The following is a 16,728-nucleotide window of genomic DNA, read 5'->3' as shown; positions in this document are numbered from 1 at the left end:
CTCCGGTACTCCCCACCCGACAAAGAAAACACCAAGACACCCCCCCCCCCTCGCCGCTCCCCACCCCCACTTCTTGCCTCGGGCCCGAGGTTTCACGGAACCTCGGGCCCGGCCCGTTCGCGTACCCGTGTGCGGCGCCGTTGCGGGGGCGCTGCCCCCGAGTCCCCGCGCCTCAAACGCCGGCGGGGCTGGATGGCGCGGCGAGGCCGCAGGCCCCAGGAACGCGGAACGGCCCGCACCTCCCGGCCAGGGGAGGTACGGGCCGCTTGGCCCGGGGGTTACGCCTTGCGGAGGCGGAACGTCAGGCCCAGGGGCTCGTCCGTGAACTCGGCGCCGTACGTGCTGTCGGCCAGACCCTCGGCGAAGTCCGTGGCCAGGACCTCGTCCGCGATCAGCGCGGCGTGGTCCGTCAGGGCCCGGACCACCTCGGCCTCGTCGGAGCCCCACCGCAGGGCGATGCGGTCCGCCACGTCCAGACCCGAGTTCTTGCGGGCCTCCTGGATCAGCCGGATCGCGTCACGCGCCAGACCGGCCAGCCGCAGCTCCGGGGTGATCTCCAGGTCCAGGGCCACCGTCGCGCCCGAGTCGGACGCCACCGACCAGCCCTCGCGCGGGGTCTCCGTGATGATGACCTCCTCCGGGGAGAGGGCCACCTCCTCGCCGTTCACCGAGACGACCGCGGAGCCCGAGCGCAGGGCCAGCGACAGCGCCGCCGCGTCGGCCGCGGCCACCGCCTTGGCGACGTCCTGCACGCCCTTGCCGAAGCGCTTGCCCAGGGCCCGGAAGTTCGCCTTCGCCGTCGTGTCGACCAGCGAGCCGCCGACCTCCGAGAGGGAGGCCAGGGAGGAGACGTTCAGCTCCTCCGTGATCTGGGCCTGGAGGTCGGGGGACAGGGCGTCGAAGCCCGTCGCGCCGACCAGGGCCCGGGAGAGCGGCTGGCGGGTCTTCACGCCCGACTCGGCACGCGTGGCCCGGCCCAGCTCGACCAGGCGGCGGACCAGCTGCATCTGCTGCGAGAGCGTCGGGTCGATCGCCGGGGTGTCGGCGGCCGGCCAGGTCGACAGGTGCACCGACTCCGGGGCGTCCGGGGTGACCGGGACGATCATGTCCTGCCAGACCCGCTCGGTGATGAAGGGGGTGAGCGGGGCCATCAGGCGCGTGACCGTCTCGACGACCTCGTGCAGGGTGCGCAGCGCGGCCTTGTCGCCCTGCCAGAAGCGGCGGCGCGAGCGGCGGACGTACCAGTTCGACAGGTCGTCCACGAAGGCGGACAGCAGCTTGCCGGCGCGCTGGGTGTCGTACGCCTCCATCGCGTCCGTGACCTGGGCGACGAGAGTGTGGAGCTCGGAGAGCAGCCAGCGGTCGAGGACCGTGCGGTCCGACGGGGCCGGGTCGGCCGCGGAGGGCGCCCAGTTCGACGTACGGGCGTACAGGGCCTGGAAGGCGACCGTGTTCCAGTACGTGAGGAGGGTCTTGCGCACGACCTCCTGGATCGTGCCGTGGCCGACGCGCCGCGCCGCCCACGGGGAGCCGCCGGCCGCCATGAACCAGCGCACCGCGTCCGCGCCGTGCTGGTCCATGAGCGGGATCGGCTGGAGGATGTTGCCCAGGTGCTTGGACATCTTGCGGCCGTCCTCGGCGAGGATGTGGCCGAGGCAGACCACGTTCTCGTACGAGGACTTGTCGAAGACGAGGGTGCCGACCGCCATCAGCGTGTAGAACCAGCCGCGGGTCTGGTCGATGGCCTCCGAGATGAACTGCGCCGGGTAGCGCTTCTCGAAGGTCTCCTTGTTCTTGTACGGGTAGCCCCACTGCGCGAACGGCATCGAGCCCGAGTCGTACCAGGCGTCGATGACCTCCGGCACGCGGACCGCTTCGAGGGAGCAGCCCTCGGCGGTGCAGGTGAAGGTCACGTCGTCGATGTACGGGCGGTGCGGGTCCAGGGCCGACTGGTCCGTGCCCGACAGCTCGGTCAGCTCCGCGCGCGAGCCGACGCAGGTGAGGTGGTTCTCCTCACAGCGCCAGATCGGCAGCGGGGTGCCCCAGTAGCGGTTGCGGGAGAGCGCCCAGTCGATGTTGTTGTTCAGCCAGTCGCCGAAGCGGCCCTGCTTGACGGAGTCCGGGAACCAGTTCGTCTTCTCGTTCTCCCGCAGCATCGCGTCCTTGACGGCGGTGGTGCGGATGTACCAGGACGGCTGCGCGTAGTAGAGCAGGGCCGTGTGGCAGCGCCAGCAGTGCGGGTAGCTGTGCTCGTAGGCGATGTGCTTGAAGAGCAGGCCGCGCGCGTCGAGGTCGGCGGTCAGCTTCTCGTCGGCCTTCTTGAAGAAGACGCCGCCGACGAGCGGGACCTCCTCCTCGAAGGTGCCGTCGGGGCGGACCGGGTTCACGACGGGCAGGCCGTACGCACGGCAGACCGCGAGGTCGTCGGCGCCGAAGGCGGGGGACTGGTGGACCAGACCGGTGCCGTCCTCGGTGGTGACGTACTCGGCGTTCACGACGTAGTGGGCCTCGGCCGGGAACTCCACCAGGTCGAAGGGGCGCTGGTACGTCCAGCGCTCCATCTCCTTGCCCGTGAAGGTCTGGCCGGTGGCCTCCCAGCCCTCGCCGAGGGACTTCTCCAGCAGGGGCTGGGCGACGACCAGCTTCTCCGTGCCGTCGTCGCCGCTGCGGACGGCCACCACGTAGGTGACCTCGGGGTGGGCGGCGACCGCCGTGTTGGACACCAGGGTCCAGGGGGTCGTCGTCCAGACCAGGAGGGCCGCCTCGCCGGCCAGCGGGCCGGAGGTCAGCGGGAAGCGGACGTAGACGGAGGGGTCGACGACCGTCTCGTAGCCCTGGGCCAGCTCGTGGTCCGAGAGGCCGGTGCCGCAGCGCGGGCACCAGGGGGCGACGCGGTGGTCCTGGGTGAGCAGACCCTTGTTGAAGATCTCCTTCAGTGACCACCACACGGACTCGACGTAGTCGGGGTCCATGGTCCGGTAGGCGTCGTCCAGATCGACCCAGTAGCCCATGCGGGTCGTGAGCTCGGTGAACGCGTCGGTGTGGCGGGTCACGGACTCGCGGCACTTGGCGTTGAACTCGGCGATGCCGTACGCCTCGATGTCCTGCTTGCCGTTGAAGCCGAGCTCCTTCTCGACGGCGAGCTCGACGGGCAGGCCGTGACAGTCCCAGCCGGCCTTGCGGGCCACGTGGTAGCCGCGCATGGTGCGGAAGCGGGGGAAGACGTCCTTGAAGACGCGGGCCTCGATGTGGTGCGCGCCGGGCATGCCGTTCGCGGTCGGCGGGCCCTCGTAGAAGACCCACTCGGGGCGTCCCTCGGACTGCTCCAGGGTCTTGGCGAAGGTCTTGCTCTCGCGCCAGAAGTCGAGGACGGCATGCTCAAGGGCAGGCAGGTCGACCTGGGCGGGTACCGGGCGGTACTGCGGCGGTGTGGTCATGAGGCTGAACTCTTCCTCCGGCGGGGTGTCACTTCCGTCCGGAGGGACGAGAGCCGTTCTGAGAATCCAGGACGCCTGCTCCCGCGGTACCACCCTCCTTGGCCGCCGGACGGATCCGGTGGCCCCCTCATTGGGGTGCGAAGCCGGTTCTACTCGCCGTACGGGGATCCGTGCGGGCTTTCTTCCGGCGGCTCAGGGGTGATCCTTCGCATCGCGCTCGCCCCCGGGCTCTCACCGTCCCCGGGTCGCTCCTGGCTGCGTACGGTGCTACTCGTCCCCGTCCATGCCTTTCGCTGGGCCCAGTGTACGGGCCCAGGGCGCGCGCGGCCGACCGGTTTGCGGGGGCCCGTACGGGGGGCGGCGGCACGGCGTGGCGGGGGCGCGGCCGGAGCGTGGCCGGGGGTACGGGGCGGGCCGTGCGTGACCCGAATGGACCCGAGGCGCCGGTACGGACGCGGGTGGGGCGGGAGTGGCGGATTACCGGGGCTCCGGATGGGCACAACGGATGCAGGTTGACCTCGATGGATGCGTGCCCCGTTGCCGCGGGGCTGGAGTCGATTTATCGTTCCGGCACGATTCGCGAGCAATGATCACAGTATGTGAAGGGGCCGCGGCCATGGTGGCGAAGAAGACCGCCGGGAGTACTGCCAAGAAGGCTGTCGTGAAGGCCGCAGGGAAGGCGGAGGCCTCCGAGGACACGGTTCCCGCCAAGAAGGCGACCGCTGCCAGGAAGGCGACCGCGGCCGGGAAGACTGCCGTCGCCACGAAGGCGCCGGCGAAGAAGGCGCCGGCGAAGAAGGCGCCGGCGAAGAAGGCGCCGGCCAGGAAGGCGCCGGCCGACAAGGCGACCGCCGTCACGAAGACGACCGCCGTCGACAAGCGGACGGTCGCGGCCAAGCAGGCCGGGACCGAGGGGGCGGCGCATGCCGCGAAGAAGACGGGAGTCCGGAAAGTGGTTGCCAAGAAGAGCACCGGCACGGCGAGGAAGACGGCTGCGGCCGCCACCAGCGGGCTGCCCAAGGCGCGGGCCACAGCGGCCCTCACCCCCGGCGAGCTCGCCGTACGGCCCGGCGAGGACCCCTGGACCCAAACGGAGGTCGACGAGGCCCGCAGCGAGCTGACGAGCGAGGTGCTGCGGCTGCGCGCCGAGCTCGACGCCTCCGAGGTGGCGATCAGCGGCCTGATGCGGGACTCGGGCGACGGCGCGGGCGACGACCAGGCCGACACCGGCACCAAGAACATCACCCGGGAGTCCGAGCTGGCGCTCGCGGCGAACGCCACCTCGATGCTGGAGCAGACCGAGCGGGCCCTGGAACGGCTGGAGGCGGGCACGTACGGGCTCTGCGAGAACTGCGGGCAGCCCATCGGCAAGGCCAGGATGCAGGCCTTCCCACGGGCCACCCTGTGCGTGGACTGCAAGCAGAAGCAGGAGCGGCGGCACTAGGGGAGGCACCGGGCGCGGAATCGGGTGGAGGTGGGGCAGGCGGTGCGCGGGGGCCCTGACGTACCCTCGTGTCTCGTCAGGGTCCAGCAGGAGCCTGGTTCGAGCTAGTTCGAGGGACTCACGTGGCAGAGGCGGAGCGCATCATCGGTACGCCGGAGGTCGGGGACGACGCCCAGCCGGAGTCCGCCGTGCCCAAGGGGCGCCGGCGGATCGCGGTGCTGCTCGTCGTGGCGGTGCTCGCCTACCTGCTGGACCTCGGCACCAAGATGCTGGTCGTGGCGAAGCTGGAGCATCAGCCGCCGATCGAGATCATCGGTGACCTGCTGAAGTTCGAGGCGGTCCGCAACCCGGGCGCCGCCTTCGGCTTCGGCGAGGCCTTCACCATCATCTTCACCTGCATCGCGGCTTCCGTGATCGTGGTGATCGTGCGGCTCGCGCGCAAGCTCTACAGCCTGCCGTGGGCGATCGCGCTGGGCCTGCTGCTGGGCGGTGCGCTGGGCAATCTGACCGACCGGATCTTCCGTTCGCCGGGCGTGTTCCGGGGCGCGGTCGTCGACTTCATCGCGCCGGCCCATTTCGCGGTCTTCAACCTCGCGGACTCGGCGATCGTGTGCGGCGGCATCCTGATCGTGCTGCTGTCCTTCAAGGGCCTGGACCCGGACGGCACCGTCCACAAGGACTGATCGCGGGACGGGTGCGCTGTCGAGTCCTGCATACTCGACAGGTGAGTACGATTCCCGAGATCCGCACCCTGCCCGTTCCCGAAGGCCTCGAAGGCGAGCGCGTCGACGCCGTCATCGCCCGTATGTTCGGTTTCTCCCGGACGAAGGCGGCCGATCTCGCGGCCGCGGGGAAGGTGTCGGTCGACGGCAGTGTCGTCGGGAAGTCCGAGCGTGTGCACGGTGGCGCCTGGCTCGAAGTCGAGATGCCCGAGCCGCCGCGGCCGGTCGAGGTCGTCGCCGAGCCGGTCCCCGGCATGGAGATCGTCCACGACGACGACGACATCGTGGTCATCATGAAGCCGGTGGGCGTCGCCGCCCACCCGAGCCCCGGCTGGACCGGCACCACCGTCATCGGTGGCCTCGCCGCGGCCGGCTACCGCATCTCCACCTCCGGCGCCTCCGAGCGCCAGGGCATCGTGCACCGCCTGGACGTCGGCACGTCCGGCCTGATGGCCGTCGCGAAGTCGGAGCGCGCGTACACCTCGCTGAAGAACCAGTTCCGCGAGCGGGTCGTGGACAAGCGCTACCACGCGCTGGTGCAGGGCCACCCGGACCCGATGAGCGGCACGATCGACGCCCCGATCGGCCGTCACCCCAGCGCGGACTACAAGTGGGCCGTGACCCAGGAGGGCAAGCCCTCCGTCACCCACTACGACCTGATCGAGGCCTTCCGCGCCGCCTCGCTGCTCGACATCAAGCTGGAGACCGGCCGTACGCACCAGATCCGCGTGCACATGTCCGCGCACCGGCACCCGTGCGTCGGCGACCTGACCTACGGCGCGGACCCGACGGTCGCGAAGCGGCTGGGCCTGACCCGGCAGTGGCTGCACGCGGTGCGGCTCGGCTTCGAGCACCCGTCCGACGGCCAGTGGGTGGAGTTCGAGAGCGGCTACCCGGCGGATCTGCAGCACGCGCTGGACGTGATCCGGGCGGAGAGCGAGTGACCGCCGTCGGCTTCGAGGTGCGGGGCGCGGACTCCGAGGTCGACATGGCGGCGTGCTTCGCCGTGCGGACCGAGGTGTTCGTGGTCGAGCAGTCCGTGCCGGAGTCGATCGAGTACGACGCGTACGACGCGGGCGCGGTGCACGTACTGGCCGTGGGGCCGGACGGGGAGCCGCTGGGCACCGGCCGGCTGCTCCACGGCGCCGCCGCACTGGCCAAGACGGGCGACCCGGCGGTCGGCTCGCTGGGCCGGCTGGCCGTACGCAAGGTCGCGCGCGGGCTGGGCGTGGGCGTGGCCCTGGTCCGGGCGATCGAGGCCGAGGCGTCGCGGCTCGGGCTGACGGGCGTCGACCTGGGCGCGCAGACGCATGCGCTGGGCTTCTACGAGCGTCTCGGGTACGTGGCCTACGGGCCGGAGTTCCAGGACGCGGGCATCCCGCACCGGGCGATGCGGCGCCCCTTGCCGTAGCCCTGCGACGCCGTTGCGGGCCCTCTGCCCCGGCGAGGCTGAAAAGACCGGGGCTCCGCCCCGGACCCCGCTCCTCAAACGCCGGCGGGGCTGCAATTGCCCGGCGAGGCTGGATTTGCTCGCGGGGCTGGATTTGCCTGGTGGGGGCTGGATTGCGCGGAGCGCAATGTCAGCCCCGCCGGCGTTTGAGGCGCGGGCGCGGAGCGCCGTAGGGGTTCGGGGCGGAGCCCAGAGCGGGCGGGGCGGAGCCCTGGAGGGTGCGGGGCGGAGCCTCGTGGGGTTCGGGCCGGGCCCGACACGCGGACTGTGGTACCCACCGCCCCGGCCAAGCGCAGCGGACTGGCAGGGTGGGGGAGTGGATCAGCTTGCTCTACTGTTCGTGCTGCTGCTCGGCGCCGTGGTCATGGTGCCGCTCGGGGACCGGCTGGGACTGCCCGCGCCCGTCCTCATGACCCTCGGCGGGGTGGTCCTCGCGCTGGTGCCGGCCGTGCCGGAAGTCGAGGTGCCGCCCGAGTTCATCCTGCCGCTGGTGCTGCCGCCACTGCTGTACGCCTCCGTGCAGCGGACCTCGTGGCGGCAGTTCGCCGCGAACGTGCGGCCCATCCTCCTGCTGGCCGTCGCCCTGGTGTTCGTCACGACCGCCGCCGTCGCCGCCGTCGCGTACACCGTGGTGCCCACGCTGCCGATCGCCGCCGCCGTCGCGCTCGGAGCGCTCGTGGCCCCGCCCGACCCGGTCGCCGCCACCGCCGTCGCCGGATCGCTCGGACTGCCCCGCCGCATGGTGTCGATCCTGGAGGGCGAGGGGCTCTTCAACGACGTGACGGCGATCGTGCTGTACCACGTGGCGATCGCCGCGGCCGTCAGCGGCAGTTTCTCCTGGCCCGACGCGCTGGGGGAGTTCGTGCTGTCCGCGGTCGTCGCCGTGGTCGTCGGGCTGGCGCTCGGCTGGACCGCCCACTGGCTGATGGGCCGGCTCGACGACGCCACCCTCCAGATCGGGCTGACGCTGCTGGTGCCCTTCGTGTCGTACGTGGTCGCGGAGGAACTCCAGGGGTCGGGAGTGCTGGCCGTGCTGACGACGGCCCTGTTCCTCGCCGAGTACGCCTCCGACGCCGATGACGTGCTGGGGCGCCTCGCCGGGCACACCTTCTGGGAGGTCGTGGACACGCTGGTCACCGGGGTGGCCTTCGGGCTGATCGGGCTGGAGCTCCACCACGTCTTCGGGACGGCGCAGGACCGCGAGTGGGAGATGGCCGGATGGGCGGCGGTCGTCGTCGCGGTGGTGGTCGGCGTCCGGCTGGTGTGGCTGCTGCCGGCCGGCTGGCTCGCGAAGAAGCTGCACCAGCTGCGCGACTATGACGAGGAGATCCCGCTGAGCTGGCGGGAGAGCGTGGTGATGTGGTGGGCCGGGATGCGCGGGGTGGCCTCGGTGGCCCTGGCCCTGGCGATCCCGCTGAAGACGGACTCCGGCGAGCCCTTCCCGGCGCGGGACGAGATCATCTTCATCGCGTTCGCGGTGATCATGGCGACCCTGGTGTGCCAGGGGCTGACCCTGCCGTGGCTGGTGCGGCGGCTGGGTGTGGAGGCCGACACGGACGCGCGGCGGGACGCCGAGCGGCAGCTGGCGATCCGCGCCGCGAAGGCGGCGAAGCGGCGGCTGAAGGAGATCGACGAGGCCGAGGAGCTGCCGGAGGACCTGATCGAGCAGCTGACCCGGCGCGCGTACGACCTGGGGGCGAGGATCAGCCCGGACATGGTGGACGAGGAACGGCGCGAGGCGTACGCGAAGCGGGTGCAGCGGCTCCACGACATCCAGCGGATCCAGCGGGAGATGATGTCGGCCGCCCGCCACGAGGTGCTGGCCGCCCGCAGCGAACCCGGCTCCGACCCGGAGGTCGTGGACCGGGTGCTGCGGCACCTGGACGTACGGAGCCTGCGCGCTCCCTAGCTAGGCCGCGACCCGTTCCAGCGTGCGGAGGAAGCGGACGTACGGGGACCAGCGGGCCGGGCGGGCGATCGTGCCCGTGCAGGCCAGTTCGGCGCGGTCGAGGCTGTCCTCCAGGAAGGCGTCGTGCGCCGGCCGGAAGGCGAGCGGCCAGGTGATGCGGGCCAAGCCGCTGACGGACATCGCGAGGGTGTGCCGCAGCACGGTCCGCTCGGCGTCGACGGCCAGCGCGGTGAACTCGTGGAAGCCGTGGAAGCCGCGGGGCCCGGTGAAGGTGAAGCGGACCCAGGTGCCCGGCACGTACGCGGCCACCGTGTACCGCACCGGTCCGTGTCCGCCCGCCGCCCCGACGCCCAGGGGGCGGTCGAGCTCCATCTCCTCCCACAGGCGGCCGGGCCACAACCGGTCGCCCTCCCCGCTGGACAGCGTGTCGATGAGCGCGCCGACCTCGCTCTGCTTGGCCCCGAGCAGGCGTTCGTGCACGTTGTAGACGCCCATGCGTCCTCCCCTCAGATTATTAGAGAGGTGTCTCTAATAATCTGGAGGGTACTCTCTGATTCATGGCGAGACCACCCCGCTTCGACACCGACCAGATCCTCGACGCCGCCGTCCGGCTGGCGGCCTCCGCCGGACCGGGCGGCGTGACCATGTCCGCCGTCGCCCAGGCGGTCGGCGCACCGAGCGGCTCCATGTACCACCGCTTCACCGGGCGCCCGGCCCTGCTCGCCGAGGTGTGGCTGCGCAGCGTCGAGCGGTTCCAGGAGGGCTACTTCGCCACCCTCCACAGCGACCCCGACCCCCGCAGGGCCGCCCGCGCGGCGGCCCGGCACGTCGTGGCGTGGAGCCGCGCCCACCAGGAGGAGGCCGCCCTCCTGCTGTACGGACCCGCGGAGTTCGGCCGCGCCGACTGGTCCGAGGAGCACACCCGGCGGGCCGACTCCGGCAACCAGCGCGTGTACGCCGCCCTCGGTACCCTCGCCGACTCCCTCGGCGCGAGCGACCCCCAGGGCCGGGACCGCGTCACCCTCGCCCTGATCGACCTGCCGCTCTCGGTCGTCCGCCGGCACCTGCGCGCCGGCGGTCCGCTGCCGCCGCACGCCGAGGACCTCGCCGAGGAGTGCGCGGCCGCCCTCCTCCAGACCGGGCCTCCCTAGACCTGGTAGCGGTCCGGGGCGAAGAGGTGCGGGTTCGCCGCGATCCAGTCCGAGGTGCGGCGCAGCCCTTCGGCCAGGGAGACCTCGGGCTGCCAGCCCGCCCAGTCGCGGGCGCGGGAGTTGTCCGAGAGCAGCCGGTGGACCTCGCTGCCGGAGGGGCGCAGGCGGGAGGGGTCGACCACCACCTCCGCGTCCTGGCCGGAGGCGGTGATCAGCGCCCGGGCCAGGTATTCCGGCTGACGTTCTGACCATGGCCGAGCGCCGCTTCCCGGGGCTCCGCCCCGGACCCCGCGCCTCAAACGCCGGTGGGGCCGGAATCGTCCGGCCTGGGGGTGGCTTCGGCCGTGGCGACGCGGGGGAGGGCGTAGGGGTGGTGGGTGACGAGCCAGTTGATCAGGCGTTCGCGGACCGCGCAGCGCAGGGTCCACAGGTCGTCCGAGTCCTTCGCCGTGACCACCGCGCGGACCTGGACCGTGTGCGGTGTGGTGTCCGTCACGGCCAGGCCGCCGCCGCGGCCGTCCCACTCCGGGAGGTCCCTCAGGATCTCCTGGAGCTGCTCCCGCATCAGGTCGAGCGGTGCGCTGTGGTCCAGGTGCCAGAAGACCGTGCCGGTCATCTGCGCGCCGCCGCGCGACCAGTTCTCGTAGGGCTTGCTCGTGAAGTACGAGACCGGCATCGTGATGCGGCGTTCGTCCCAGGTGCGGACGGTGAGGAAGGTCAGGGTGATCTCCTCGACGCGGCCCCATTCCTTGTCGACGACCACCGTGTCGCCGATGCGGACGGTGTCGCCGAAGGCGATCTGCAGGCCGGCGAAGAGATTGCCGAGCGCGGCCTGCGCGGCGATGCCCGCCACGATGCCGAGGACGCCCGCGGAGGCCAGCATCGAGGCGCCGAACGTCCGCATCGGCGGGAAGGTCAGCAGCATCGCCGCCGCGGCGACCACGACCACCACCGCCGTCACCACCCGCTGGATCAGCGTGACCTGGGTGCGGACCCGGCGGACCCGGGCGTCGTCCTCGGTCACCGCCGCGTAGCGCGCGTACGTCGAGTCCACGGCGGCCGTCGCGATGCGCACCGCCAGCCAGGCCACGGAGGCGATCAGCACCAGCGTGAGGAAGCGGCCGACGCCGAAGGGGTGGTCGGGGAGGACGCCCGCCCACCGGTAGGAGCCCCTGAGCAGCGAGGCGCAGAGCACCACCTGGAAGGGCAGCCGGCAGCAGCGCAGCAGGCCCCACAGCGGGGTCTCGGTGTGCCGGGCGTCGGCCCGGCGCAGCAGCAGGTCCAGCAGCCGGCCCGCGATCAGGGTGGCGACCAGCGCGCCGCCGATGACGAGGGCGGGGCGAAGGAAGTTCTCCATCTCCATGGGAGGAACGTAGCGGGAAGCGGTCCGCGGGCACCTTCGGTTCGGGGGCTGGCACGATGGAGGCATGAACATCGTGCTTTTCCACTCGACGTACGGGCTGCGGCCCGCGGTGCACGCGGCGGCCGACCGGCTGCGCGCGGCCGGGCACCAGGTCCAGGTGCCGGATCTCTTCGAGGGACGCGCCTTCGAGACCGTCGAGGAGGGCATGGCCCACCGGGACGAGATCGGCCGTGACGAGCTGCTGAAGCGCGCGGTGCTGGCCTCCGCCCCCCACTCCGACGAGGGCCTGGTCTACGCGGGCTTCTCCTTCGGCGGCTCCGTCGCCCAGCACCTGGCGATGGCCGACGAGAAGGCGCGCGGGCTGCTGCTCCTGCACGGGACGGCGGACCTGGAGGAGGACGCCTCGGTGGACGAGCTGCCGGTGCAGCTGCACATCGCGGACCCGGATCCCTTCGAGCCGCACGACTGGCTGACGGCCTGGTACCTGCGGATGCAGCGGGCCGGGGCGGACGTGGAGGTCCACAGCTACCCGGGTGCCGGGCACCTGTTCACCGACCCGGACCTGGACGACTACGACGCGGAGGCCGCCGAGCAGTTGTGGAAGGTCGCGATCGGCTTCCTCGACAGCCTGTAGGCGGGGAGGACGGGAAAGGGCACGGTCCGGCGGATGCCGGGCCGTGCCCTTCGTCGTGGCAGGGGGATCAGCCGGCGCGGTACGCGGTCCAGCTGCTGCTCATGCGGGCCACCTGGCCGGCGGTGAACTGGTACATGCAGGAGTCGTACGTGTAGTCCATGAAGTTGCGGATCGGGTCGGCGCCCGGCTTGCTCGCGCAGCTGTCGCGCCCGGTCGGGCACTCGTACGCGGCGCTCTTCTCGGCCGGGGTGTCGGAGACGTAGTCGCCGTTGCCGTTACAGCCGCCCTGGAAGGTGTGGTAGAGCCCCAGCCAGTGGCCGACCTCGTGGGTCGCGGTGTCACCCTCGTTGTAGTTGGCCGCGGAGCCGCCGGGCAGCGAGCTGTCCAGCACGACCACGCCGTCCATCTTGGGGGCGGAGTTGTACGAGGTCGGGAAGGTCGCCCAGCCCAGCAGGCCGCCGGAGAGCTTGGCGGTGTAGAAGTTGAGCGCGCCCGGGCCGCCCTTGCGCAGGGTGTTCTTCATGTCCTTCTCGGCCTGGGAGCCGGAGGCCAGGTTGTACCAGGAGGCGTTGTCCGTGTAATCGGTGGACGCCAGGGTGAACTGGAAGTTCGTGTTGACGTTGCCGGTGCCCTGGCCGCCGTAGGCCGCGTTGAGCACCGACAGCTGGCTGTTGACGTCCGTGGCCGACAGCTTGCCCGTGGTGCCGGAGTGCACGACGTGGAAGTACACCGGGATGTTGATGACGGCCTCGGCGGCGCTGAGGCTCCGCTGCGGCTGGTTCTTGAGGGCCTTGTCCAGCTTGGCCTTGAGGTCGGCGTCCATGGCCTTCGCCTGGGCGTCGGTGACCTCGTTGGGCTCGTCCGCGTGCTCGTCGTGCGCGCGCGTCACGCGGGCGTTGGCGGCGCCGCCGGCGGCGGGCTGTTCGGCGCACTGCTCGGCGGGGGTCTTGGCTGCCGCGAGCGTGGTGGGGGCCGCGAGCGGGGTGAAGGCCAGGGTTCCGGCCAGAACCGCCGTGCCCATCAGGCGGCGGCGAAGAAGGGGGGATATGCGGGCAATCGCGCGCACGTGTGCTCCTCGCGGGTGGGGGGGTGGTGGGGGGTGATGGCCTGAAGGATCTTCTTCAGCTGGCGCGAAGCTTATGTGTGCATGACATATTCAGGTCAAGTGTCTTGCGTAAAAGATTTGTTGCCGGAAACGCACATGGGGCACCTGGTATGAACCAGGCGCCCCATGTGACGGGATGATTGACGGTCAATCAGATGGGTCAGTGGACGGGCTGGTACGCCCGCTCCACCTTCTGCGTCCCGTTCAGGGTCCGGTACGAGCGGGCCCACGAGGTCGTGGCGTCCTGCCGCCGCTTGTCGGAGACCACGTAGTAGTCCATCTGCGAGCGCTCCGCCGTCACGTCCAGCACGCCGTAGCCGTGCGCGTCCATGTCGAGCCACTTCACGTGCCAGTTCGCGGCCTTGACGGCCGTCTCGGCGACGAGCGAGGCGGTGTCCGCGGGCACGTGCAGGATGTCGTCGATGTTGTCGGAGGTCACCGAGGTGACGACGAACTCGGTCGCGGCGGTCCCCGAGCCCGGGTACGTGGCCATGTTCACCGGGACCTCGTTCGCCCAGGCCATGTGGATGTCACCGGTCAGGAACACGGTGTTCTTGACGTTCCGGTCCTTGAGGTGGCCCAGCAGCTCCTTGCGGTCGTCGGTGTACCCGTCCCACTGGTCCACGTTGACCGCTATGCCGCCCTCGGGCAGGCCGAGCAGCTTCGCCAGCGGCTTCAGCAGGTGCGCGGGCAGCGATCCGAAGGCCACCGGCGAGATCATCACCGAGGTGCCGACCAGCTTCCAGGTCGCGTTCGAGCCCGCGAGGCCCGACTTGAGCCAGTCCAGCTGGGCGCGCCCGGTGAGCGTGCGCTCCGGGTCGTCCACCGTGCCGCTGCCCACCTTGGCCTGCTGCGAGCGGAAGGAGCGCAGGTCCAGCAGGTGCAGATCGGCGAGGGTGCCGAAGCGCAGCCGCCGGTAGACGGTGCCCGCGATGGAGGCGCGTACGGGCATCCACTCGAAGTACGCCTGCTTGGCGGCGGCCGCGCGGGCCGCCCACTCGCCCTCGGCGCCCGGCGTGTGGTTCTCGGCGCCGCCGGCCCACATGTCGTTCGCGAACTCGTGGTCGTCCCAGATGGCGATGACCGGGTGCGCGTGGTGCAGCGCCTGCAGGTCGCCGTCCGTCTTGTACGTGCCGTGCCGCGTGCGGTAGTCGGCCAGCGAGACGATCTCGTGCTTCGGCTCGTGCCGGCGCACGACGTACTTCGCCTCCGGGTACCCCCCGGTCTGGTACTCGTAGAGGTAGTCGCCCAGGTGCAGGATCGCGTGCAGATCGGTGCGGGCGGCGAGGTGGCGGTACGCGGAGAAGTAGCCGGCCTCCCAGTTGGAGCAGGAGACCACGCCGAAGCGGACCCCGGAGGTCGTCACGTCGTGGCCCGGGGTGGTCAGCGTGCGCCCGACCGGGGAGACGGTGGTGCCGGCGGTGAACCGGTACCAGTAGGGCGTCTGCGGCTGGAGCCCGCGCACGTCCACCTTGACGGTGTGGTCGCCGGCGGCGCTCGCGGTGACGGTGCCGGAGCCGACGATCCGGGAGAAGGCCTGGTCGGAGGCCACCTCCCAGCCGACCTGGGTGGCCGGGCCGAGGCCGGAGCCGGGCACGGCCTCCGGGGTCGGAGTGACACGGGTCCACAGCAGGACCCCGTCGGGCAGCGGGTCGCCCGAGGCGACGCCGTGCAGGAAGGCGGGCGCGGCCTGCGTCGCCGCGTGGGCCGCCGAGGCGCCGAGCGAGGTCAGCGGGGCCAGCGCGGCCGTGGCCGCGGCGGCGAGAACGACCGTACGGCGACGGGGAGTCGCCGCGGTCTGGGAAGGGATGAGATGACTGGTCACGACGGGTCACATTACCGACGGGTACGCCCGATGGAACAGACGTCGGAATGCAACGGGCGGGCGAACTCTGGGAGTTCGCCCGCCCGATGGCGCGGCCTTCCGGGAGGCGTGCCCCGGAATGTCCGGGGATCAGCCCTGCAGGGCCTTGTCGATCGCCGCCGTGAACAGCTCCGCCGTCTGCGGGGTGTCGATCTTCTTGCCGTCCATCTTCAGCGTCGGGGTCCCCGTCACACCGGACTTGTCGAAGGCCTTCGACATGTCCATGGCCCACCGGTCGTAGGTGCCGTCCTCGACGGCCTTCTTGAACTCGGCGTTGCCCTTGAGCGCCGGGACCGTGTCCGCGACCTTCAGCAGGTACTCGTCCTTGGCGAAGCTGTCGACGGTCTCCTCCGGGTGCTGCTCCTTGGAGTACAGCGCGGCCTTGTAGTCGAGGAAGGCCTGCGGGCTGACGTTCAGCGCCGCGCCCAGCGCGCTCAGCGCGTTCTTCGAGCCCTCGCCCTTGACGGCGTTGTCGATGAAGGTGGCGCCGAAGTACTGGAGCTTGTACTTGCCCGCGTCCACGTCCTTCTTGATCTGCTCGCCGGCCGCCTGCTCGAAGCCGGCGCAGGCCGGGCAGCGCGAGTCCTCGTACAGCTCCAGCGTCTTCTTGGCCTCGGGCTTGCCGATGACGACCGTGGTGCCGTCCTCGCCCTCGGTGTTCTTCGGCTTGACCAGCTCGGCCTTGGCGGCCTTCTCCCAGTGGTCGGGCTGGTTGGCCTGCACGACCGCGTAGCTGATGGCGCCGATCAGGCCGAGCCCGGCGACGACGGCGCCCGCCACGATCACCTGGCGGCGCACCTTGTCCTTCTTGGCCTGGGCCTCGCGCTCGGCGCGCAGCCGCTCGCGGGCCGCTGCCTTGTTCGCCTGGCTGTTGCGTGAACTCATCGTGATCTCCGTGGGGTGTGACGTGTCGAAGGGACTGCTACGTGCGTCAGGCGCGTGCGAGCGCGCCGAGCACGGGAGGTCCCCGCCGGCCCACGGAGTGTGCGGGGAATCGCGTACGGGCCCCGGTGCCCGCGCGGCCCGGCCGCGGCAGCCGCCGCGCCGGGCGGGAGGCGGCCGCCACCGAGGCCGCCACCAGCACCAGCGGCCGGAACGCGAACGCGGCCACCGCGCGCAGCAGCTGTCCCAGGGCCCGCTCGCCGTGGCGCAGCCACGCGGCGGCGAGCAGCCCGACCGAGACGTGGGCGCCGAGCAGCAGCCAGGGCGTCCACGGCCCGGGCGCCGCCAGCAGCGCGGCCGGATCGGTGACGGGCCCCGCCACCTCGGTCAGCGGTCCGCCCACGGGCGCGCCCCCGCACAGCCCGTCCAGGCCCATCGCGCGCAGCGGACCCGAGACAGGGCCGCCGGCCGGGCCGTAGCAGAGGTGCTGTCCGGCGGTGAAGACGGTGTCGGCGGCCAGTTCCAGCGGAACGAGCAGCCCGGCGATGGGGCCGAAGCCCCGTTCGCGGCCCGCGAGCGCGTAGGCGATCACGAACACGGCGGCGAAGGCCCCGCCCACCAGCGCGGGCGGCAGCGGGACGCGGGACATGAGGACGTGCGAGCCCGCCGAGAGCAGCACGACGAGCGCGCTGAACAGCGCGGCACGCAGCCCCCGAGGCCCCACTCCTGAGATGTCCATCGTCGCGAGTCTGCCATGCGTACCTGTG

14 protein-coding genes and 1 pseudogene are annotated in these 16,728 nt (G+C 71.7%); 7 read left to right on the top strand and 8 right to left on the bottom strand.

From position 1 onward, the window contains the following. Positions 1-278: 278 nt before the first annotated feature. Positions 279-3,437, bottom strand: a complete 3,159-nt coding sequence (gene ileS / locus ACZ4VT_RS11135) for an isoleucine--tRNA ligase (RefSeq protein ID WP_467948508.1) — start codon at positions 3,435-3,437, stop codon at positions 279-281. A gap of 616 nt (positions 3,438-4,053) precedes the next feature. Between ileS and ACZ4VT_RS11130 the strand changes: the two genes are divergently transcribed. The 5 genes from ACZ4VT_RS11130 (at position 4,054) to ACZ4VT_RS11110 (ending at position 8,962) form a co-directional block, all read left to right on the top strand. Further along, the gene (locus ACZ4VT_RS11130) at positions 4,054-4,881 is read left to right on the top strand and encodes a TraR/DksA family transcriptional regulator (RefSeq protein WP_467948507.1); all 828 of its coding nucleotides are present in this window, start codon (positions 4,054-4,056) and stop codon (positions 4,879-4,881) included. Positions 4,882-5,003: 122 nt separating this feature from the next. Then, positions 5,004-5,564: a signal peptidase II gene (gene lspA, locus ACZ4VT_RS11125; RefSeq protein ID WP_362806748.1), complete on the top strand. Its 561-nt coding sequence runs from the start codon at positions 5,004-5,006 to the stop codon at positions 5,562-5,564. A 41-nt stretch (positions 5,565-5,605) separates the two neighbouring features. Beyond that, positions 5,606-6,547: an RluA family pseudouridine synthase gene (locus tag ACZ4VT_RS11120; RefSeq protein ID WP_467948505.1), complete on the top strand. Its 942-nt coding sequence runs from the start codon at positions 5,606-5,608 to the stop codon at positions 6,545-6,547. Positions 6,548-6,591: 44 nt separating this feature from the next. After that, entirely contained in the window at positions 6,592-7,014 is a 423-nt protein-coding gene (locus ACZ4VT_RS11115; RefSeq protein WP_467948668.1) for a GNAT family N-acetyltransferase, read from the top strand. 355 nt (positions 7,015-7,369) lie between these two features. Further along, positions 7,370-8,962 (top strand): Na+/H+ antiporter, encoded by a 1,593-nt coding sequence (locus ACZ4VT_RS11110; protein ID WP_467948503.1) that lies wholly within the window; start codon positions 7,370-7,372, stop codon positions 8,960-8,962. Here ACZ4VT_RS11110 and ACZ4VT_RS11105 read toward each other — a convergent pair whose 3' ends face one another. Next, complete coding sequence (locus ACZ4VT_RS11105) at positions 8,963-9,457, bottom strand: SRPBCC family protein (protein ID WP_362806756.1); 495 nt, start codon at positions 9,455-9,457, stop codon at positions 8,963-8,965. A 62-nt stretch (positions 9,458-9,519) separates the two neighbouring features. Between ACZ4VT_RS11105 and ACZ4VT_RS11100 the strand changes: the two genes are divergently transcribed. After that, positions 9,520-10,113 carry a TetR/AcrR family transcriptional regulator gene (locus ACZ4VT_RS11100; RefSeq protein ID WP_467948501.1) on the top strand — a complete coding sequence of 198 codons (594 nt, stop codon included), beginning with the start codon at positions 9,520-9,522 and terminating at the stop codon, positions 10,111-10,113. On the opposite strand, the pseudogene ACZ4VT_RS11095 reads toward ACZ4VT_RS11100, so the two are convergent. Both ACZ4VT_RS11095 and ACZ4VT_RS11090 read right to left on the bottom strand, forming a co-directional pair. Continuing rightward, positions 10,110-10,340, bottom strand: a pseudogene (locus tag ACZ4VT_RS11095) (NAD-dependent dehydratase); the annotation flags it as partial. The gene ACZ4VT_RS11100 and the pseudogene ACZ4VT_RS11095 sit on opposite strands and share 4 nt — an antisense overlap. A gap of 68 nt (positions 10,341-10,408) precedes the next feature. Beyond that, positions 10,409-11,470 carry a mechanosensitive ion channel family protein gene (locus ACZ4VT_RS11090; protein WP_467948666.1) on the bottom strand — a complete coding sequence of 354 codons (1,062 nt, stop codon included), beginning with the start codon at positions 11,468-11,470 and terminating at the stop codon, positions 10,409-10,411. Positions 11,471-11,540: 70 nt separating this feature from the next. Here ACZ4VT_RS11090 and ACZ4VT_RS11085 point away from each other — a divergent pair, with 70 nt between their 5' ends. Beyond that, positions 11,541-12,110 (top strand): dienelactone hydrolase family protein, encoded by a 570-nt coding sequence (locus ACZ4VT_RS11085; RefSeq protein WP_467948499.1) that lies wholly within the window; start codon positions 11,541-11,543, stop codon positions 12,108-12,110. Positions 12,111-12,177: 67 nt separating this feature from the next. Here the strand turns inward: ACZ4VT_RS11085 and ACZ4VT_RS11080 are convergent, their stop codons facing one another. The 4 genes from ACZ4VT_RS11080 to ACZ4VT_RS11065 form a co-directional block, all read right to left on the bottom strand. Beyond that, a complete protein-coding gene (locus ACZ4VT_RS11080; RefSeq protein ID WP_467948664.1) occupies positions 12,178-13,131 on the bottom strand; it encodes a zinc metalloprotease in 954 nt (317 codons plus the stop codon). A 244-nt stretch (positions 13,132-13,375) separates the two neighbouring features. Continuing rightward, positions 13,376-15,040, bottom strand: coding sequence for an alkaline phosphatase D family protein (locus ACZ4VT_RS11075; RefSeq protein ID WP_467948498.1), 1,665 nt, complete (start codon positions 15,038-15,040; stop codon positions 13,376-13,378). Positions 15,041-15,169: 129 nt separating this feature from the next. Beyond that, a complete protein-coding gene (locus tag ACZ4VT_RS11070) occupies positions 15,170-15,964 on the bottom strand; it encodes a DsbA family protein (protein WP_467948496.1) in 795 nt (264 codons plus the stop codon). A gap of 46 nt (positions 15,965-16,010) precedes the next feature. Further along, positions 16,011-16,700: a hypothetical protein gene (locus ACZ4VT_RS11065; protein ID WP_467948495.1), complete on the bottom strand. Its 690-nt coding sequence runs from the start codon at positions 16,698-16,700 to the stop codon at positions 16,011-16,013. Positions 16,701-16,728: the final 28 nt, after the last annotated feature.

The organism is Streptomyces sp. NPDC029164 (genome assembly GCF_055563995.1).
This window is presented reverse-complemented; position numbering and strand designations above follow the sequence as displayed.